The sequence below is a fragment of the Rhodococcus cerastii genome (genome assembly GCF_033042195.1).
In the GTDB taxonomy this organism is placed as follows: domain Bacteria; phylum Actinomycetota; class Actinomycetes; order Mycobacteriales; family Mycobacteriaceae; genus Rhodococcoides.
Genome location: NZ_JAWLKF010000001.1, coordinates 541,517 through 560,966, shown reverse-complemented (window position 1 = coordinate 560,966; position 19,450 = coordinate 541,517). Strand labels below are relative to the sequence as shown.

Sequence of the window (19,450 nt, the reverse complement as noted above, 5' to 3'; positions counted from 1 at the left end):
GTCGAGTCGATTGTGACCTGGCCGACAGAGAAAGAAGACCGGGCCGAGAGTGTGTCTCTCGGCCCGGTCTTCTGCGGTGGAGCTGCCGGGAATCGAACCCGGGTCCTCTGCTGCATTGCCAGGGCTTCTCCGTGTGCAGTCCGCTATGCCTCTACTTGGATCTCCCGATCTCGCGAACAAGTCAGGATGACGATCCCAGCCACTGTTTGATGTTCCTCATCATCCCGCGGCCGGATGAATCGGTGAGCCCTCTAGCTGATGCCAGTACCCGGACCGAGGGCAAGCCCGGACTGACAGACACGCAGTCGCTACTTAGGCAGCGAGTGCGTAGTCGCGCTGATTGGAATCGGCGCTTATAAGGTTGCGATGACGCTTACGGTGGTCTCTCGCCTGCACCGACACGCTTCCCCTGACTCAACATACAAAGTCGAAACCGTTCAGCCCCGTATGTTCCCGAACACCGTGTCCGGGCTGTTCAGTGTAACGCCTCTCCCGAGCACATTCATTCCATTAACGGCCGACCCGGCGATCCGTCGTGTTCGACGCGGCATCGTCGTCCACTCGCTGCACGACTGTGCGCAACATTCGACGGGTCATGACCAGGCGTGCCGGCAGCGAGGCGTACCAGACAGCCCGACCGGCAAGACCGCGAGGAAAGAACACCAGCCGCTGCTCGATGGTCGGCTGCTTTGCAGTTCCTCCCACCGTCAGGTCGAGCCAGGCCTCCCCGGGAAGTCGAGTCGAGGACTTGAGCCGAGTGGTGTGTTCGGTGCCCGACGCGGATGCGTCTGGTCCGGTGACGTCGCGACGCCAACCGGTGAGAACGTCGGCGTCGGCCAATCGTTCGAGAGCGGGCCTGATCGCGGTCGACGGTGCCGCGCTTCGGGCGACCCTGGTGTCGGTGTAGACGACCTCCCCTGCCCATGTCGGATCCGAGGGCAACGGATCCGACGGTGCCGCGGTACCGGTGGCGTCGGTCCACCGCGTCTCGACCTCACCGTCGTCGATCTTGCGCAGTGCCAATCGCACGGAGTCGCGGTAGCCGGTCAGGCCGCCGTCCGGACGCGGTACGACGGCGTCGATGTCCATCTCGTGGCCTACGGCGTCGTACTGCAGAGATTCGATGAGCGGCATCGCCAGGCCGCGCGGAATGGGAGTCACCAAACCGATCCAGTGGCCGGCCAGTCGAGGAGTCAGCACCGGGAGAACGATGATTCGACGCTGCCGCAGGCCCGCGACGTCGGCGTAGATGTTCATCATCTCGCCGTACTGCATGACGTCGGGACCACCGATGTCGAACGTCCTTGATTCGGTGATCGGCGCACTCGCGGCCCCGATCAGGTAGTGCAACACGTCGCGAACGGCGATCGGTTGGATGCGGTTGTGTACCCACCGCGGTGTGGTCATCACCGGTAGCCGATTGGTGAGGTGCCGAATCATCTCGAACGACGCCGAACCGGATCCGATCACGACGCCTGCCTGCAGCACGATCGTCGGCACACCCGAGTCGATCAGGATGCGTCCCACCTCGGCTCTCGACTTCAGGTGTGGTGAGAGCTCACCGGTCGGCGGGTGCAGCCCGCCGAGGTAGACGATCCGCCCCACGCCGCATTCCGCTGCTACGGCTGCGACGTTCTCGGCGCTGTCGCGTTCGGTGTCGGCGAAATCCGAGTGACCTGCAGTGCCCATCGAGTGCACCAGGTAGTACATGATGTCGACTCCGCTGAGCGCTGCCTTCAACGATTCCCGATCGCTCAGATCGCCCTGAGCGATCTCGACATCGGCCGCCCACGGCACGGAGTCGAGCTTGGCGGGGGTGCGTGCCAGCACGCGGACCGTGTACCCCTCTTCCAGGAGTCGCGGAGCCAGTCGTCCACCCAGGTATCCCGTGGCACCGGTCACCAGAACGCGGGTAGGCCGAGCGTCGTCCTGAACTGCGGGATCGTGGGAAGGCGAATCGTAACCTGTCATAAGCGGAGTCATTACCCCCGCGCGGTGCGGTTCAACCGGAGAGCGCGATCATCGCGATGGCGCCGAGCGCCAACGCCATACCGATCTTCTGCAGAGTGCCGACGCGCTCGCCGAGCATCACCATCGCCAGCAACACCGTGGCCGCGGGATACAGCGAGGCGATGACGCTCACCAGCGACAGCAGACCACCCTGGTAGGCGTAGATCATCGCAGCGTTGGCCACGACGTCGAGCACGCTGACGAAGGCGGCGAGTTTGAGCACGCTGCCGTGCGGGAGTGAGAAGTGCCCGGAGGCAAGGGCCACGATCCAGACGACCGCGGTCGCCGATGCGCGCGACGCCGCCAGCGGCCACAGCCCACTGCCGTCCCCGATCCGGTGCAGAAAGATGAAGGCGAACGCGAACGTCACCCCCGAACCGACCGTCAACCAGGCGACCGTTCGGGTGAACTTCATCTCTCGACCACCGGCAACCTCACCGGTCACCTTGTCCGGTGATTCTCTGCTGACCAGCACCACGGCCACCAGTGCGACGGCGATACCGACGAACGCGATCACGCCGGGCCGCTCGCCCATCGACAATCCGACCAGCACCGGGATACCGGCGACCAGCACCGCGGTGACCGGCGAGACCACGGCCATCGGTCCGGCGGCGAGGGCCAGGTAGAACCACCACACGGCAACTCCGCCTGCGACACCCGAGGCCAGTCCCCAGAGCATCGCCGGGAGCTCGATGGTGCCGCCGACGAACGGAGCGACGAGCAGAACGATCACCAGCGAGAGCGGGTAGGACACGATGACCACCCGGAGGGCGGCGACCCGGCGGGATGCGACACCGCCGACGAAATCGCTCACCCCGTAGCCGACGGCAGCTACCAGAGCGAGCAGAACAGCGGTCAGCGCATTCCCTTCACGCGACGGCCCAACTCGCGGGTGACCTCGCGTTCGGCGGTGCGCTTGGCCAGCGACTGTCGTTTGTCGTAGTCCTGCTTGCCCTTGGCCAGTGCCAGCTCGACCTTGACCTTGCCGTCGGAGAAGTACATCGACAGCGGCACCAACGTCAGGTTGCCCTCTTTGACCTTGCCTGCGAGGCGGTCGATCTCGCGGCGGTGCAACAGAAGTTTGCGGTTGCGCCGCGGCGCGTGGTTGGTCCAGCTACCGAGCGTGTATTCCGCGATGTGCAGTCCGCGTAGCCAGATCTCTCCGTCGTCGACGGTCGCGAAGGCGTCGACCAGCGAGGCCTTGCCGTCACGCAGACTCTTGACCTCGGTTCCGACGAGGGCAACTCCGGCCTCGACGACGTCGAGTATGGAGTAGTTGTGCCGCGCCTTGCGATTGGTCGCGATGGCCTTGCGGCCCTTCTCTCTCACTGCAGGGCCCTTTCTCGAGCGTTCGTCGCGCAGACCGGTTCCACGGGCAACCGCTCCAGCATAGAACCGAACGGCAAGCGAATTTATTCGCGCACGTACAGGCGCAGCGTGATGTAGGCCGTCACCGCGGCCATTCCGACTCCCACCAACGCCAGGAACGGCGAGACGAGCAGCACGTCACTGTTCGATATCCGGGCCAGGATGTTGGCCTGATACACATCCGACAGAACGTCGTCGATGAACATGTTCTTGGCCGTGAACAAGCCGGCAATGGCAAGTGCGGAGCCGATCAAGGCCGCCACCACCGCCTCGAGCAGGAACGGCAGCTGGGTGTACCAGCGAGTGGCACCGACCAAGCGCATGATGCCCACCTCGGTCCGTCTGGTGAACGCGGCGATCTGAACCATGTTGGCGATCAACAGGATTGCGGCGATCGCCTGCACCGTGGCGATGGCGAATGCAGCGTTGCGCACGCCGTTGAGCACGCTGAACAAGCGCTCCACCAGGTCGCGTTGGTTCAGCACGCTCTGCACGCCGGGTCGATTCTCGAAGTTGTCGTTGATCACCCCGAACCGCTCCGGGTCACTCAGACGAACCTTGAACGATGCGGGAAAGCTGTCGGCACTGACCAGTTCGGCCAGCTCGGGCTGATCCTTGAACACTCGCTCAGTGGCGTCCTTCACCGCATCCTCACGATTGAGGTACTGCACCGAAACCACCGACGGCGTGCTCTCCAGATCCGAGCGCAGGGTGGCGCAGGTGTCCTCGGCGCAATCGGGATCGGTTGCCGAGATGTCGTCGGTGAGGAAGATCTGCACTTCGACCCGGTCGAGAAAAATCTGCTGTGTCTTGCCCGCCATCTGCACCACGAGCAGTCCCCCGCCGAACAGGCCGAGAGAAATAGCGGTCGTCAAGATCATGGCGATCGTCATGGTGATGTTGCGGCGAAGTCCGGTGAAGACCTCGCTGAAGATGAAACTTGCGCGCATCGCGGAATCCGAGCCCTTCGATTCGTTCGGTCGTGAAGTCCGATAGGTCCTGGTCGGGTGTCGTCAGCGACCGACGCCGTAGACCCCGCGGGCCTCGTCACGAACGACTCGTCCGTTGTCGAGTTCGACGACGCGTCGGCGCATCGAATCGACGATGTGATTGTCGTGGGTGGCCATCAGCACCGTGGTGCCGGTGCGGTTGATGCGCTCGAGCAACAGCATGATGTCCTGACTGGTATCCGGATCGAGGTTTCCGGTCGGCTCGTCCGCGAGCAGCACGAGCGGACGATTGACGAACGCCCGAGCGATGGCGACTCGCTGCTGTTCACCACCGGACAGCTCGTTGGGCAGACGATCCGACTTGCCGCCGAGTCCCACGAGGTCGAGCACTTCGGGGACGGTGCGCTTGATCATCGAGCGCGGCTTGCCGATCACCTCGAGGGCGAACGCCACGTTCTCCACGACGGTTTTCTGCTGCAGCAGACGGAAGTCCTGGAACACGCAGCCCATGCTCTGCCGCAACCGCGGGACACGACGGGCCGCCAACCTGTTGACATGGAAGTCGGCGACATGGATGTCGCCGGAGGTGGGCGTCTCCTCCTTGAGGAGCAGCCGCATGAACGTCGACTTCCCCGAACCCGATGGGCCGATCAGAAACACGAACTCGCCTTTGTCGATGGAGACCGTCACCTTGTCCAGGGCGGGCCTGGTGGAGGTCTTGTAGGACTTGGAGACATTCGAGGTGCTGATCACGGGTCGCCAGTGTAGTCCTTACTCACCGGTAGCTGCCGGAACCGCTCGGGCGTCGCGGCGAGTCCCGAGAGACGGTAAAGGCCGACTCAGCGCGCGGATGTCGGCGCAGGTTGGCTGGGTATCAGCGACTGGATGGCCGGCGGAATCGGCACGCCGAACGGCGCGGTCGTCGTCGGTGGCACAGTCGTCGTGGTTGCCGGCTGACCGGATCCGTCGACGCTGTCCGATCCATCCGGGTCGGTGGTGGCCGTCGGCGTGGGTGTGACCGTCGTGCTCGTGAAACTCGGCTCCGTGGTTTGCGGCTGGGTGTACGGGGTGAGCTCGCCTGGGTCCACAGCAACCGGGCCCTGAACCTGTTCGCTGTCCCTCTCGGCGATCTCGGCGCTGACCTGGCCGTACCAGAGACCGGTGAGCACGAAGCAGATGCCGAACGCGACGGTGGACGTCCGGACGCGGCCGTAGATCTTTGCCGGGATGCGCCACTGTCGCCAGTTCCGCTGCGGGTGTTCGGTTCCGGTCTCCGTCGTGCTCACTGTTCCTCCCTCCGGTCTCGTCCCGACGCATCCGGTGCGACCCCGGCCGTACTGACGTCGGGAGCAACACTGATGCCCTCGGGGCGCAGTGCGGCAGCCACCCGGACACGAAGTTCTCGTCCCACCTGGAACTGCTTGCCGGGCAATGTTCGCGCCACGAGACGAACGTTGACCTGGCCCACCTCGATGCTCTCCACGCCCATCACGGTCGGTTCGTCGAGCAACAGGGGCCGCAGCCGGGTGTCCGCGAACGCGTCGCGGCCGACTGTGCGGAGCAGTGCGTTGACCTGGGTGAGATCCGCTGTGCTCGGCACGGGAACGTCGACGACGGCGCGCGCCCAGTCCTTCGACAGGTTGATCGCCTTGACGATCTGCCCGTTCGGCACGGTGATGACCTCGCCGTCGACGCTGCGCACCCGAGTTACTCGTAGCGTGACGTCCTCGACGGTGCCCTCGGCGTCCTCGGCCGAGCCGTTGACGGCGATCTGCACGACGTCACCGAATCCGTACTGACGTTCGGTGATGATGAAGAACCCGGCCAGAATGTCCTGGACCACGCGCTGAGCTCCGAAACCGAGTGCCGCGCCGATGACCGTCGCGGGTGCCACCAGCCCGCCGACGCCGAATCCGAAACGCCTCAACACCTCGATGGTGACCAGGATGTAGATGAGGGTGACCACGACCCAGGTGATGACCTGGGCAAGGGCGTGCCGATGCTTGGCGGCCTCGGACCGCACGAGCGCATCGCTGTGCTGGTAGTTCTGGTCGATGCGGGCAGTGATCCGCGACCCGGTCCAGGTGACGAAGCGCGCGGCCAGAAGCCCGCCGAGGATGTACAGCAGTATGCCGAGGGCATTCTGCTTCAGGTCGAGCGTCGGGTTCAACCAGCTCGTCATCGGATCGTCGGAGCGGAGCCTGCGCAATGACCGGTCATCTACTGCTCCCCCCGCATTCGCCATCGAATTCCCGATTCCAGGAATCCGTCGATGTCTCCGTCGAGAACAGTAGACGGATTGTTCACCTCGTACTCGGTACGCAAATCTTTGACCATCTGGTACGGGTGCAGTACGTACGAGCGCATCTGATTTCCCCAGGAGCTGCCGCCGTCTCCCTTGAGCGCGTCCATCTCGGCGCGTTCTTCCTTGCGCTTGACCTCGAGCAGCTTGGCCTGCAGCACTCGCATGGCCGATACCTTGTTCTGCAGCTGCGACTTCTCGTTCTGGCAGGTCACCACGATCCCCGTCGGGATGTGCGTCAACCGAACGGCGGAGTCGGTGGTGTTGACCGACTGCCCACCCGGCCCGGACGAGCGGTACACGTCCACGCGAATGTCGTTCTCGGGGATCTCGATGTGGTCGGTGGTCTCGACGACCGGAAGAACCTCGACCTCGGCGAAGGACGTCTGGCGTCGACCCTGGTTGTCGAACGGACTGATCCGCACGAGCCGGTGTGTGCCCTGCTCCACCGACAGCGTGCCGTACGTGTACGGGGCCTTGACCGCGAACGTCGCGCTCTTGATGCCGGCTTCTTCGGCGTAGGACGTGTCGTAGACCTCGACGCCGTAGCCGTGCTTCTCGGCCCAGCGGATGTACATGCGCATCAGCATCTCGGCCCAATCGGCAGCGTCGATTCCGCCTGCACCGGAACGGATGTTCACCAACGCGTCGCGCGCGTCGTACTCACCGGACAGCAGGGTCCGTACTTCCATGGCTGCGATGTCCTCACGGAGCGACGCGCGTTCGGCGTCGGCATCGGCGGTGGCGGATGCGGCGTCGTCACCTTCCTCACCCTCGGCGAGCTCGTACAACACCGGCATGTCCTCGAGGCGCTGACGGAGCTCTTCGACGCGGCGCAGCTCGGCCTGCGCGTGGGACAGCTGGCTGGTGACCTGCTGAGCGTGTTCCTGGTCGTTCCACAGGTCCGGTGAGGCCGCCTGATGTTCGAGTTCGTCGATGCGTCGCCGCAGTTCCTCGACGTCGAGAACAGACTCGACGGTGGAGAGAGTGGTGTCGAGCTCGGCGAGGTCTGCAGAAACGTCGGGATGCACGAGAGTCAAGGTTACCGGCACGCGAACCCGAACCCGACCGCCCCCGAGCAACACCGGGCACAGTCGGATGTGTCCGTCGTTAGTCTTACGCGGTGACCGACTACTCCGAGGATCTTTCTCTCGCCCTCCGACTCGCCGACGAGGCCGACGCCATCACGCGGCGGCGATTTCTCGCCATGGACCTCTCGGTGGATTCCAAGCCGGATCTGACACCGGTGTCGGACGCGGATCTGGCCGTCGAGACGACGATCCGCGGCGTGCTCGGAGCGCAACGCCCTGCCGACGCGTTGCTGGGCGAGGAATTCGGCGGCACTGCAACGTTCAGCGGACGCCAGTGGGTCGTCGATCCCATCGACGGCACCAAGAACTTCGTCCGTGGCGTTCCGGTGTGGGCGACGTTGATCGCGCTGCTCGACGACGGAATACCCCGTGTCGGCGTGGTGAGCGCGCCCGCCCTGGGCCGACGGTGGTGGGCAGCACTCGATCTGGGAGCCTGGACGGCATCGGACGGGGGCACCCCGCGCCGGATCGAGGTCTCGAAGGTCGATTCGCTGGCGTCGTCGAGTCTGAGTTTCTCGAGCCTGAGTGGGTGGGCGGACCTCGGCATCAGGGATCGTTTCCTCGATCTGACCGACGCCGTGTGGCGGGTTCGCGGCTACGGCGACTTCTTCTCCTACTGCCTCGTCGCCGAGGGGGCGGTCGACATAGCCGCAGAACCCGAGGTCTCACTGTGGGACCTGGCCGCACTCGATGTCCTCGTGCGCGAAGCCGGAGGCAGTTTCACCGCGCTCGACGCCACGGCAGGCCCGCACGGTGGCAGCGCCGTGGCCACCAACGGTCTACTGCAACACCAGGTCCTCGCGCACCTGTCCCCCAGCGCCTGAATCACGCCTGGAGAACTGCAGCCAGGATCAGCGCGATCAGCGGTGTGATGCCCTGGACGAATGCGGGCCGGAAATACTTCGCACCGCCGGTCGCCAGAACGATCGCTGCGCCGACGATGCTCGCGCACGCGAAGTAGACGACGGCGTCGCCTGCGGACCCGCCCACGACGAGTCCGACTGCGATCCCGACAGCCAGAAACAGGTTGTAGAAGCCCTGATTGAACGCCATCGGCTTCACGACATCGGCGTCGTGCTGGCTTGCGACGCCGAACTTGGCCCAGATGACCGGCTTCGACCACAAGACACTTTCCATGACGAAGATGACGACGTGGAGGGCCGCGGCGATGGCGGCGAAGACCTGGGCGATCGGGTGCACGGACGTAGCGTGCCATACCCCTCGTCGCCGGAGGCAACGTTCGGTTCGCCGGCCTCCTGGAAAGGTCAACTTACTCGACAGTAGACAGCTATCTTACTCGGGAGTAAGATCTGTGGAGTCCGTGCCCGACGCCGAGGAACTGGTGATCATGAGCAAGCAAGACAGTGTGGTCGACGCGAAGGCCCCGAAGGTGCCCCGCGATACTTCTGCAGTTGGCCTCAACCCGTTCAAGCGGGATGCGATCGGAACCGCCATGCGCGTTCTGACCGCCATCACCGGATCGGAACTGGCGGAGAAGTACAACCTCCGCCAAACCATCGACCGGGTGACGTACGAGAGCACCAAGACCGGGTTCAAGACCCTCGGCGCTGCCAATCGCACGTTCGCCAAGGTCACCGGTGGCGGCAAGCCCAAGCGTCTCGACGACGGCGCTGCCAAGAACCTGAGCTACTTCGACCTGACGCCCGACGACGAACAGCGCATGATCGTCGAAACGGTCAAGGAGTTCGCCGAGGAGATCCTTCGCCCGGCTGCGTTCGACGCAGACCACAGCGCCTCGTCGCCCGAGGATCTGGTTCGGCGCTCCGCCGAGCTCGGCATCACGCTCATCAACGTTCCCGAGGAACTCGACGGTGCCGCCACCGAGCGTGGCGCTGTCACCAACTCTCTCGTCGCCGAGGCACTCGCCCATGGCGACATGGGGTTGGCACTGCCAATCCTCGCGCCCAGCGGCGTCGCCGTCGCTCTCACCCAGTGGGGCACCGACGCGCAGCAGAAGACCTACCTCCCGGCCTTCGTCGGTGAGAAGGTGCCGAATGCAGCAGTGGTCGTCAACGAGCCCCGCGCACTGTTCGATCCGTACGCGTTGCAGACCAAGGCCGTTCGCTCGCCCAGCGGCTACAAGCTCAACGGAGTCAAGAGCCTCGTGCCTGCTGCCGGCAGTTCCGAGCTGTTCGTCATCGCCGCAGAACTCGAAGGCCGTCCGGCATTCTTCATCGTCGAGTCCGATTCCAAGGGCCTCGTCGTCGAAGCCGACCCGAGCATGGGTCTGCGCGCAGCCGGCCTGGGCCGCCTGATCCTGACCGACGTCGCGGTTCCCGAGTCGGCCCTGCTCGGCGACGGTGACGCAGACCAGCGTGCCGCCGAGTACAGCGCTGCGATCGGCCTCGCGCGACTCGGCTGGGCATCGCTGGCCGTCGGTACGAGCCAGGCCGTACTCGACTACGTCATCCCGTACGTCAACGATCGTGTCGCCTTCGGTGAGCCGATCAGCAATCGCCAGGCCGTGGCATTCATGGTCGCCAACATCGCCATCGAGCTCGACGGCATGCGGTTGGTCACGTTGCGCGGCGCTTCGCGGGCCGAGCAGGGACTGTCGTTCACTCGTGAATCGGCGCTCGCCCGTCGACTCGCCTCCGAGAAGGGCATGCAGATCGGTTCCGACGGCGTGCAGCTGCTCGGCGGTCACGGCTTCACCAAGGAGCACCCGGTCGAGCGTTGGTACCGCGATCTGCGGTCCGTCGGCGTCGCCGAGGGCATCGTTCTCATCTAGCTCGCCGCCCCGAATTTCCATGGCACTCACCCAAGGACATACACGATGATCAATCTTGAACTTCCCAAGAAGCTTCGGGCGCAGGCGAATCAGGCTCATCAGGTCGCTGCCGAGATCTTCCGCCCGATCTCCCGCAAGTACGACCTCGCCGAGCACGAGTACCCGGTGGAACTCGACACCATGGCGTCGATGGTCGAAGGCATGTCCGACGCCGGTGGCGAAATCGGCGGAGCCGCCGGTGGCCGCGAGAAGGACAGCGAGTCGGCCAAGCCCAGCAAGACCGCGAACGCCAACGGCGGCAACATGTCCGCTCTGGTGAACGTGATCGAGACCTGCTGGGGCGACGTCGGCCTCACCCTGTCGATCCCCTACCAGGGACTCGGTAACTCGGCCATCGCCGCGGTGTCCACCGACGAGCAGCTCGAGCGCTTCGGCAAGGTGTGGGCTTCGATGGCCATCACCGAGCCCGGCTTCGGTTCGGACTCCGCAGCTGTCACCACCACCGCCGTCCTCGACGGCGACGAGTGGGTACTCAACGGCGAGAAGATCTACGTCACCGCCGGCGAGCGTTCCACCCACATCGTGGTGTGGGCCACGGTCGACAAGTCGCTCGGCCGCGCGGCCATCAAGTCGTTCGTCGTCCCGCGAGACGCTCCGGGCCTCTCGGTCGCCCGCCTCGAACACAAGCTGGGCATCAAGGCGTCCGACACCGCAGCCCTGCTGCTCGAGGACTGCCGCATCCCGAAGGACAACCTCCTCGGTACCGCCGAAGTGAACGTCGAAAAGGGCTTCGCCGGCGTCATGCAGACGTTCGACAACACCCGTCCCCTGGTGGCAGGCATGGCGATCGGCGTCGCACGTGCGGCTCTCGAAGAACTGCGTTCCATCCTGGTGGACGCCGGAGTCGACATCTCCTACGAAACGCCCGCCTACAACCAGCACGCGGCGGCCGCGGAGTTCCTGCGCCTCGAAGCGGACTGGGAGGCAGCACATCTGCTCGCACTGCGTGCGGCGTGGATGGCCGACAACAAGGAGCCCAACTCCCTCCAGGCCTCGATGTCCAAGGCCAAGGCCGGTCGCTCGGCAGTCGACATCACCCTCAAGGCAGTCGAATTGGCCGGCACGTACGGCTACTCGGAGCGCCCGCTTCTCGAGAAGTGGAGCCGCGACTCCAAGATTCTCGACATCTTCGAGGGAACGCAGCAGATTCAGCAGCTGATCGTTGCTCGCCGCGTACTCGGAAAGTCGTCGGCAGAACTGAAGTGACACCTGGCTCGTCGTCGAGCCGAAGAGTAACCGCTGAACGGCACCGGACCTTGCGTCCGGTGCCGTTTTTCGTGTGTGAGAAAGAAAAATCGGGAGCCGGTGTCGATATCGTGGTCTGTCGAACGTCGTCATCGTGTACGGCGACTCGCGCCGCGACACCGAGGTACCGACCCCAGGAGCGCATCATGAAGTACATCCTCTTGATCAACGCAGACACCGCGCCCGGAGCAGCACCGGGCTGCAGCAGTGTCGAGGACTGGATGACCTACGAGAAGGAGATGAAGGACGCGGGCGTTCACGTCTCCGGTCACGCGATGGTTGATCTCACCACGGCCACGGCTGTGCGCGTCGACGCCGCCACCGGAGAACGCAGTGTCACCGACGGACCGTATGCCGAATCTCATGAGGTTCTCGGTGGCTACGACGTCATCGACGTTCCCGATCTGGACGCTGCACTCGAATGGGCGGCCCGATGCCCGGGCTCCAAGGACGGCGGCTCGGTGATCGTACGTCCCCTTGCAGAATTCTGACCTGCGGGACCGTTCGATGAGCGAGTCCGATGTTCATCGAGCTCTCGACTCGGTCTTCCGCGCCGAGCGCTCGATTCTGCTCGCCTCGCTGGTGCAGCGGTATCGCGACCTCGACCTCGCCGAAGAAGTGACCTCGGACGCCATCGAATCGGCCCTGAAACACTGGCCGGTCGATGGTGTCCCGGCCAAGCCCGGTGCCTGGTTGCTCACCACTGCCCGGCGGAAGGCAGTCGATCGCTTGCGGCGCGACCAGACCCTGGCCGCGAAAGTCGGGGTGCTGCAGGCGGATACGGATCGTAGCGAACCGAGTCGCTTGAATTCGCTCGACGAGACCCTGCCCGACGACCGACTGCAGTTGTTCTTCACCTGCGCGCATCCTGCCCTTGCCGCCGGTGACCGGCTCGCACTGACTCTTCGATGCCTGGCCGGTCTCACCACCGGTGAGGTCGCCCGGGCTCTGCTCATCCCCCCGGCGACAGCAGCGCAGCGAATAGTGCGAGCCAAGAACAAGATTCGGGCCGCACGGATACCGTTCCGTCTCCCGGGCCCGGACGAGTTGGCAGGCAGGGTCCCGATGGTGCTCGAGGTGATCTATTCGATCTTCACCGAGGGCTATTCGGCGACGTCGGGTGATCACGTCGGACGAATCGATCTCACCGACGAGGCCATCGGGATGGGCCGTCTCCTGTACGCCGCATTGCCGACGGAGTCCGAGGTGTTGGGTCTACTGGCGCTGATGTTGCTCGTCGATGCCAGACGCGACGCGCGAACCGGACCGGACGGTGAGATCGTCTTGTTGGCCGACCAAGACCGTCGACTCTGGAATGCCGAGTTCATCGCCGAGGGTAGGGAACTCGTGGTCGAGGCTCTCGGCGGCGGCCGGAGCGGTCCTTACGCTCTACAGGCTGCCATTGCTGCACTGCACGACGAATCACTCGACGCCGACAGCACGGACTGGCCTCAGATCGTTGCCCTGTACGACGTACTCATGACGCGGGCACCGAGCCCGATCGTCGCGCTGAACCGGGCGGTTGCGCTGGCGATGCGCGACGGTCCCGCAGCCGGTCTGCACGAATTGGACCTGCTTGTCGACGAGCCGTCCCTACGCCGCTATCACCCGTATCCCATGGCGAGAGCAGATCTGCTGCAACGACTCGGCAGGTTCGAAGAGGCGGCAATCGACTATCGACGAGCGTTGGATTTCGCCCGAACCGCACCGGAGAAAAGCCTGCTTCGCGCTCGGCTCGCGGAGGTGCGCGCGTACCCCGGTCAGGCCGACAGCACCACGTCCACCTGATCTGCAGTCAACGAGCGGTCTGAGTACACCAGGCGTACTGCGTCGACATCGGGGTTGCCGACGTCGGGTCCACGGGCGATCAACTGCAAGCCCGCGCGCTCGGCCACTCGGGCCGACGCGACGTTGTGTTCGAGGAGGTACGCCACGATCGGCAATTCGGGCTCGGTTCGGTGCGCACACTCGACTCCGATCTCACACATCTCCGTTGCGTACCCGTTGCCCTGTGCGTCGGGATGGAGGCGATACCCGAGATTCCAGAAGGTGTTCCGCCGCTTCGAGCATCCGCCGTAGCCACTGATCGTGCGGCTGCCGCGCTCACGAATGATCCACGTGGACAGTCCATCCCGCCGCCACTGCTCCGCCCAGCTCTGCAACATTCGTTCGGTTGCACCGGGATCGGTGTGTCGCAGGCTCGGGAAGTGCGTCCACGACTGCGGGTCGCTGCAGATCGCGTACAGCTCATCGAGATCCGTGCCGACCGGCTCGTCGAGATCGAGACGCGAGGTTCGTGTTGGCACACCATGGATCCTAGGGGTGAAGAAGTCTGGTAGACCGGTGGTACACGATCGAGCGAAGGGTGTCACCGTCATGGCCGAGTGGATCAAGAAGATGGAAGAGAACGCGAAAGGCCTCATCGCCGAGGCAGAGCAGGAACTGACCGCACTCGAAGGCGTGGACACCGTCGACCTCACTGCCGATGATGCGGACGACGAGGGCGGCCCCGCCCCTTCCGAATCGGTCACCAGTGACGATGCCCGCGAGCAGATCACGGACTGAACTCCCGATACGGACCGGTCGACCGCGACCGTACTGGACGGCTCAACCGTCGAACAACGACCAACAGATACTGCTTCTTCTCTCCTGGTCTTCCAGCACCAGTTTTCGCACATTGTTCGGGAGCCGGTCGCGCTGCCATTCGAGTTCCTTCAGACCTGCACTTGGCTCCAGGCCGTCACGCGCGGCCGCCCGAGCTGCCTTGATGGCATAGGCGGCCGCTCCGAGGTCGTGTTCGGGTGCGTGTGCCACACAGGCTGCCTGCCCCGCAGCGTATGCGGCGAAGCGAGCGCAACCGTGCAGCGGCCGTGCCGCACCCATGGCGTGCCCGCCGAGGGCGCGGGTGGCCATCATCGCGAGCTCGCCGCGCGTCCACCCACGAATGCCCTCGATTGCCTCACGCGGCCGCGGGTCGGAAGGTTCGAGCTCCTCGAACAGGTGGAGAACATGTTCGGCACACTCGGCCGCCCAGAGCGCGAGGCTCCGATGGTCGTCGTCGGACAGAAGGCCGCCGCGATGCACGGTGATGAGGCGCGGATCTCGGACGGCGGGGAGAATCATGCGAGGCGAACCTTCCGGTATCGAACGTGCAGACTGCGGCCGAGAGTCCGTTCCGGACCCATCCGAGCACGCAAAAAGACCCAGGACATATGTCCTGGGTCTTCTTCAGTGGTAGCGGGGACAGGATTTGAACCTGCGACCTCTGGGTTATGAGCCCAGCGAGCTACCGAGCTGCTCCACCCCGCGTTGCGTCTATGAAGTTACTCCCGTGCGTACAACCAATGCAAATCACGTGACTTCTCCGCGCTCTCGCGCACCCCGAACGAGTACACCGCGACGCGTCACGGCACGCGTTTATCACGCCGAACGCCGCAGAAAATAGTGCTCCGCGTCTCTTTTGAGGCGTGTTTCGAGTCACATAACGTTCGGGTTACGAAGTAGAAACATTAGCGCCACGAGCTGGTCTGAGCTGCGGAAACACCCCCTCGCGTCCCACTATGTGGACATCGACTATCCCATTCCGGCTCAGTGACGGTGAACGGATCCTCGACTACCTTCACGGACGGCCCTAAACCGCTGGGCCTGCACCACCCCGCCGCTCCTTTCGCTCTGCCCCGCGGGTGTGGTCCCCAAGACGTACGGGGGCAGAGCCGCGACGATACGAAGCGCCTGGTCACCCATCGCCATCCACACCGGCGAGGTGATTGCAGGCCAGTCGCGCCAGTCGAGCGCGGAGAGGATTCACCCCGAATGACCACACTGAACAATGTTGGCAAGCGCGCACTCGGATTGGCCGTCATCGCAGGTGCCGCTGTAGCAATTCCCCTCGGCGTCTCCGCCGGAACCGCCAGCGCAGCCCCGAACAACTGGGACGCGGTCGCACAGTGCGAGAGCGGTGGCAACTGGAGCATCAACACCGGAAACGGCTACTACGGTGGCCTGCAGTTCTCGCAGAGCACCTGGACGGCCAACGGCGGATCCGGATCACCGGCCAACGCATCAAAGGCCGAGCAGATCCGCGTTGCGGAGAACACCCTTCAGACCCAGGGACCGGGCGCATGGCCCGTGTGCGGTCAGCAGCTGAGCAAGGGTGCCTCCGCTCCCGCGCCCGAGGCAGCTCCCGCACCGGCACCGCAGCCGGCTCCCGCACCGGCACCGGCACCGGCCGTGGCTCCCGAGGCCGCAGCGGCCACGCAGGCTGCACAGGGCGCGTTCGACGCGGCGTCCAAGCTGGCCGACCAGTACGGCTTGAGCACGCAGTTCCAGCACTTCGTTGCTGCCAACGCCCCGGTGCTCGCGCCCATCGGACGCTGATCACCCGGCAGTTCGTCGAACTGCCACTCACCTAGGCGTTGTACCGCTGTACCGCGTGAACGAGCCAGGTGACGAACGACGAAAGAGCCGCCTCACCATTCGGTGACGCGGCTCTTTCGCTCGGTCAGCGGGCCGTGGCCCTACCGATCAGTTACCTGCCTGGTTGTAGGTATCGACGGCGGTCTGCAGATCCTCCAACGCAGTACCGAGCTCCGCGAGATTTCCGCTCTGCTGCGCAGTGCGCACAGCCGCGAGTGCCGAATTCAATTCGGACACGGCCGCATCCCTGGTCGTCGAACCGCCGGTGGCCGGCGCCGGAGTTGCCGCAGGCGTGCCACCGTCGGACGGTGCGGTCTCCGGCACGGCACCGGGCTGCGCGGTTCCGTCGGTCTCACCGGGTGCGGTGACAGTGCGTCCGGCACCCGCTCCGAAGACCTGCTCGATCGCTTCGGGCAGCGTCGCTGCGTATCCGACGCGACCCTCGTAGGAAACCAACACTCGAATCAACTGCGGATACGCCGACGCCTCGTTGGTACGAGAGGCGTACACCGGTTCCACGTAGATCAATCCGCCGTCGCCGACCGGGAGGGTCAGCAGGTTTCCGAACTCCACGGTGTTCTCTCGGCGCACGATACCGAGACTCTCGGACACGTCGGTCGTGGTCGTCATCTGGTTCTGTACCTGATTCGGACCCTGCGTGGATGTATCCGTCGGCAATCTCAACACGGTGATCTTGCCGTAGTTCTCCGGATCGGAATCCGCACTGACGTACGCGCCCAACACCTCTCGGCGGTAACCGACCAACGCACTGGTCAGCTGGAACGACGCCTGATTCTCCTGGTTCGAGATATCGGATGCGACGACGTAGTACGGCGGCTGCTTGGCCGCGGTGTTCTCTGCGGTCGGGTCGGTGGGAACCTCCCAGAACGCGTTGTTGGTGAAGAACTCTCGCGGATCGTTGACGTGGTACTTGGTCAGCAGTTCACGCTGGACCTTGAACAGGTCTTCCGGGTAGCGGAAGTGATCGCGCAGTTCGTCGGACACCTGGTCCTTCGGGATGACGGTTCCCGGGAACACGCCTTCCCATGCCTTGAGAACCGGATCGTTCTCGTCCTGCTCGTAGAGCTTGACGGTGCCGTCGTAGGCATCGACGGTGGCCTTCACCGAGTTTCGGATGTAAGACACCTCTCGGCTCGGCAGCGCACGTGTCGTCGTCGACTCGATGCTGTCGGCAGTGGCGTCCTCGAGCGACATGCGCTGGGCGTACGGGAAGTTGTCCAACGTGGTGTACCCGTCGATGATCCAGACGAGCTTGCCCTCGACGATCGCCGGGTAGGTCGATCCATCCGTGGTCAACCACGGTGCGACCTTCTGTACGCGGTCGCGGGGGTCACGGTTGAACAGGATCTTCGACTCGTCCCCGATCACGCTCGAGAACAAGATGTTGCGCTCGGCGTACTTGCTGGCGAACACGAGTCGATTGAAGAAGTTACCGACGTCGACGCCTGCGGCACCGGTGTAGGTGTAACTCTTGCTGTCGGTGTCGTACTCGCGGGGCTCGCCGGTGGAACCGACGATCGAGTAGTCGGCATCGGAGTTGGCGATGACCGGGCCGAAGTAGATGCGCGGCTGATCCAGGTCGCCGGGTCCGTCCTTGCGGATGGTGCCCTCGGAATCGTTCTCGATCCAGTTGACCTGGTAGTTCGGGTAACCACCGCGTCCGCCGCTGGACTCGTCTGCGACGGCCTCGTCGACGGAGTTGGCCGGCGCTGCGACGAAGCCGTTTCCGTGTGTGAACACGGTGTGGCGGTTGATCCAGTCCCGCTGGTTCGCGTCGAGCGTCTGCGGTGAGATCTCGCGGGCTGCAACAACGTAGTCGCGCAGGTTGCCGTCCGCATCCGGGTACCGGTCGACGGCCAGCGTGTCGGGGAACCCGTAGAAGTTACGGATCTGACGCTGCTGGGTGAAGGTGGGCGCGAGGATGTTGGGGTCGAGCAAACGAATGTTGGACATCGTGGCCGACTCGGACGCCACCTCGCCGGGGCTCAATGCCGCTTCACCGGAATAGTCCCGATAGGTGACCACGTCGTCGTTCAAGCCGTACGCGTCCCTGGTTGCCGCGATGTTCCGCTCGATGTACGTGCTCTCCTTGTCCGCCGCGTTCGGGCGCACCGAGAACTGTTCCATCACCAACGGCCAGACGGCACCGATGAGGATCGACGACAGCACCAACAAAGCCGTGGCCAACGCCGGGATACGGAGATCACGCAGGAATATCGCTGCAAAGAAGGCGATCGCACAGATGACGGCGATTGCCAGCAGGATCAGTTTGGCCGGCAACACCGCGTTGATGTCGGTGAAGCTGGCACCGGTGAACGTCGGCTCCTTGCGACTGCTCGACAGCAGCGTGTACCGATCGAACCAGTACGCGATGGCCTTCAGCAGGACGAAAGTACCGGCCAGAACCGCGAGTTGAATCCGCGCTGCGCGAGTGAGTGCACCCTCGCGCCCGGCGAGACGAATTCCACCGAACACGTACTGCGTCACCAGGTTCGCGAAGAAGGCAACCAGGACGGCGACGAACAGCCAGTTGAGGATGAACCGGTAGAACGGGAGGTCGAACGAGTAGAAACCGACATCCAGATTGAACTGCGGGTCGGTTATGCCGAAGTCGCCGCCGTGGATGAACAATTGCACGGTCGCCCAATTGGTCTGGGCGATCATGCCGGACAGGAACCCGAACACCACAGGAATTCCGATGCCGAACAGGCGCAGTCGGCTCATCACCGTGGTGCGGTATCGCGCGATCGGATCGTTGGGCCCGGCGACGGGCACGAACACCGGACGGTTGCGGTACGCCACCGCCAGAGCTGCGAACACGATGAGTCCCACAACCAGGGCGACGACGAAGAAGATCACCAACCGCGTCAGCAGAGTGGTGGTGTACACGCCGCGGAAGTCGACTTCGCCGAACCACAACCAGTTCGTGTACACGTCGATCAGACGGGGACCGATGAGTAGCAAACCTGCTGCTACCAAGGCCAATACGAGCAAGATCCGGCTGCGCCGCGACAAGGACGGCATACCGGTGGGGGGCCTCATGCCCACGAGCCACACTCCAACTTCGGGCGACGCCGACCGGCGCCGCAGATGACTTCGGCGGCGCACTCGCCGTGCGCCGCATGTCCGTTTCGCCCTACTGTACGTACGTTGATCCTACGGCTGCGACGCCCGTACCGCGGCCACAGCGGACCGCAGGTCAGGAGCCTCGCATCCGAGGAACCATCCGAATGCG

The 19,450-nt window shown here is 64.4% G+C and carries 19 protein-coding genes, 1 tRNA gene and 1 other RNA gene; 7 read left to right on the top strand and 14 right to left on the bottom strand.

Going from position 1 to position 19,450, the window contains the following annotated elements; all coding sequences use genetic code 11:
• Positions 1-74: 74 nt before the first annotated feature.
• The 9 genes from ssrA to prfB form a co-directional block, all read right to left on the bottom strand.
• Positions 75-445, bottom strand: a transfer-messenger RNA (tmRNA) gene (gene ssrA, locus R3P93_RS02430).
• A 65-nt stretch (positions 446-510) separates the two neighbouring features.
• The gene (locus R3P93_RS02425) at positions 511-1,971 is read right to left on the bottom strand and encodes an SDR family NAD(P)-dependent oxidoreductase (RefSeq protein ID WP_262498301.1); all 1,461 of its coding nucleotides are present in this window, start codon (positions 1,969-1,971) and stop codon (positions 511-513) included.
• A gap of 31 nt (positions 1,972-2,002) precedes the next feature.
• On the bottom strand, positions 2,003-2,857 hold the full coding sequence (locus R3P93_RS02420) for a DMT family transporter (RefSeq protein ID WP_317532478.1): 855 nt from the start codon (positions 2,855-2,857) through the stop codon (positions 2,003-2,005).
• 8 nt (positions 2,858-2,865) lie between these two features.
• Positions 2,866-3,339 carry an SsrA-binding protein SmpB gene (smpB, locus tag R3P93_RS02415; protein ID WP_027496576.1) on the bottom strand — a complete coding sequence of 158 codons (474 nt, stop codon included), beginning with the start codon at positions 3,337-3,339 and terminating at the stop codon, positions 2,866-2,868.
• 83 nt (positions 3,340-3,422) lie between these two features.
• Positions 3,423-4,328 (bottom strand): permease-like cell division protein FtsX, encoded by a 906-nt coding sequence (gene ftsX, locus R3P93_RS02410; protein ID WP_068045894.1) that lies wholly within the window; start codon positions 4,326-4,328, stop codon positions 3,423-3,425.
• A gap of 63 nt (positions 4,329-4,391) precedes the next feature.
• The gene (gene ftsE, locus R3P93_RS02405) at positions 4,392-5,081 is read right to left on the bottom strand and encodes a cell division ATP-binding protein FtsE (protein ID WP_027496574.1); all 690 of its coding nucleotides are present in this window, start codon (positions 5,079-5,081) and stop codon (positions 4,392-4,394) included.
• Positions 5,082-5,167: 86 nt separating this feature from the next.
• Entirely contained in the window at positions 5,168-5,614 is a 447-nt protein-coding gene (locus R3P93_RS02400) for a hypothetical protein (RefSeq protein ID WP_068045896.1), read from the bottom strand.
• The gene (locus tag R3P93_RS02395; RefSeq protein WP_068045937.1) at positions 5,611-6,510 is read right to left on the bottom strand and encodes a mechanosensitive ion channel family protein; all 900 of its coding nucleotides are present in this window, start codon (positions 6,508-6,510) and stop codon (positions 5,611-5,613) included. The genes R3P93_RS02400 and R3P93_RS02395 overlap by 4 nt, the downstream gene beginning before the upstream one ends.
• 38 nt (positions 6,511-6,548) lie before the next feature.
• Positions 6,549-7,661 carry a peptide chain release factor 2 gene (gene prfB, locus R3P93_RS02390; RefSeq protein ID WP_068045939.1) on the bottom strand — a complete coding sequence of 371 codons (1,113 nt, stop codon included), beginning with the start codon at positions 7,659-7,661 and terminating at the stop codon, positions 6,549-6,551.
• 92 nt (positions 7,662-7,753) lie between these two features.
• Between prfB and R3P93_RS02385 the strand changes: the two genes are divergently transcribed.
• A complete protein-coding gene (locus R3P93_RS02385) occupies positions 7,754-8,545 on the top strand; it encodes an inositol monophosphatase family protein (protein ID WP_068045900.1) in 792 nt (263 codons plus the stop codon).
• A 1-nt stretch (position 8,546) separates the two neighbouring features.
• Here R3P93_RS02385 and R3P93_RS02380 read toward each other — a convergent pair whose 3' ends face one another.
• Positions 8,547-8,921, bottom strand: coding sequence for a DUF1304 domain-containing protein (locus R3P93_RS02380; RefSeq protein WP_094642286.1), 375 nt, complete (start codon positions 8,919-8,921; stop codon positions 8,547-8,549).
• 142 nt (positions 8,922-9,063) lie between these two features.
• Here R3P93_RS02380 and R3P93_RS02375 point away from each other — a divergent pair, with 142 nt between their 5' ends.
• The 4 genes from R3P93_RS02375 to R3P93_RS02360 all read left to right on the top strand — a co-directional run bounded on the left by R3P93_RS02375 (position 9,064) and on the right by R3P93_RS02360 (position 13,566).
• Complete coding sequence (locus R3P93_RS02375; RefSeq protein ID WP_094642469.1) at positions 9,064-10,473, top strand: acyl-CoA dehydrogenase family protein; 1,410 nt, start codon at positions 9,064-9,066, stop codon at positions 10,471-10,473.
• 45 nt (positions 10,474-10,518) lie between these two features.
• Entirely contained in the window at positions 10,519-11,739 is a 1,221-nt protein-coding gene (locus R3P93_RS02370; RefSeq protein WP_068045941.1) for an acyl-CoA dehydrogenase family protein, read from the top strand.
• Positions 11,740-11,924: 185 nt separating this feature from the next.
• Positions 11,925-12,269 carry a YciI family protein gene (locus tag R3P93_RS02365; protein WP_068045944.1) on the top strand — a complete coding sequence of 115 codons (345 nt, stop codon included), beginning with the start codon at positions 11,925-11,927 and terminating at the stop codon, positions 12,267-12,269.
• Positions 12,270-12,285: 16 nt separating this feature from the next.
• Entirely contained in the window at positions 12,286-13,566 is a 1,281-nt protein-coding gene (locus R3P93_RS02360; RefSeq protein ID WP_094688836.1) for an RNA polymerase sigma factor, read from the top strand.
• On the opposite strand, the gene R3P93_RS02355 is transcribed toward R3P93_RS02360, so the two are convergent.
• Positions 13,539-14,084 carry a GNAT family N-acetyltransferase gene (locus R3P93_RS02355; protein ID WP_068045951.1) on the bottom strand — a complete coding sequence of 182 codons (546 nt, stop codon included), beginning with the start codon at positions 14,082-14,084 and terminating at the stop codon, positions 13,539-13,541. The genes R3P93_RS02360 and R3P93_RS02355 overlap by 28 nt on opposite strands.
• A 16-nt stretch (positions 14,085-14,100) precedes the next feature.
• Between R3P93_RS02355 and R3P93_RS02350 the strand changes: the two genes are divergently transcribed.
• Positions 14,101-14,343 (top strand): hypothetical protein, encoded by a 243-nt coding sequence (locus tag R3P93_RS02350; RefSeq protein WP_231893691.1) that lies wholly within the window; start codon positions 14,101-14,103, stop codon positions 14,341-14,343.
• A 42-nt stretch (positions 14,344-14,385) separates the two neighbouring features.
• Here the strand turns inward: R3P93_RS02350 and R3P93_RS02345 are convergent, their stop codons facing one another.
• Together R3P93_RS02345 and R3P93_RS02340 are read right to left on the bottom strand one after the other, a co-directional pair.
• Complete coding sequence (locus R3P93_RS02345) at positions 14,386-14,901, bottom strand: putative immunity protein (RefSeq protein WP_317532335.1); 516 nt, start codon at positions 14,899-14,901, stop codon at positions 14,386-14,388.
• Between the two features lie 109 nt (positions 14,902-15,010).
• Positions 15,011-15,087: transfer RNA gene (locus R3P93_RS02340), tRNA-Met, on the bottom strand.
• Between the two features lie 504 nt (positions 15,088-15,591).
• Between R3P93_RS02340 and R3P93_RS02335 the strand changes: the two genes are divergently transcribed.
• Positions 15,592-16,155, top strand: coding sequence for a transglycosylase family protein (locus R3P93_RS02335; RefSeq protein ID WP_068045957.1), 564 nt, complete (start codon positions 15,592-15,594; stop codon positions 16,153-16,155).
• A gap of 147 nt (positions 16,156-16,302) precedes the next feature.
• Here R3P93_RS02335 and R3P93_RS02330 read toward each other — a convergent pair whose 3' ends face one another.
• Entirely contained in the window at positions 16,303-19,263 is a 2,961-nt protein-coding gene (locus R3P93_RS02330; RefSeq protein ID WP_176460494.1) for a UPF0182 family protein, read from the bottom strand.
• Positions 19,264-19,450 lie beyond the last annotated feature (187 nt).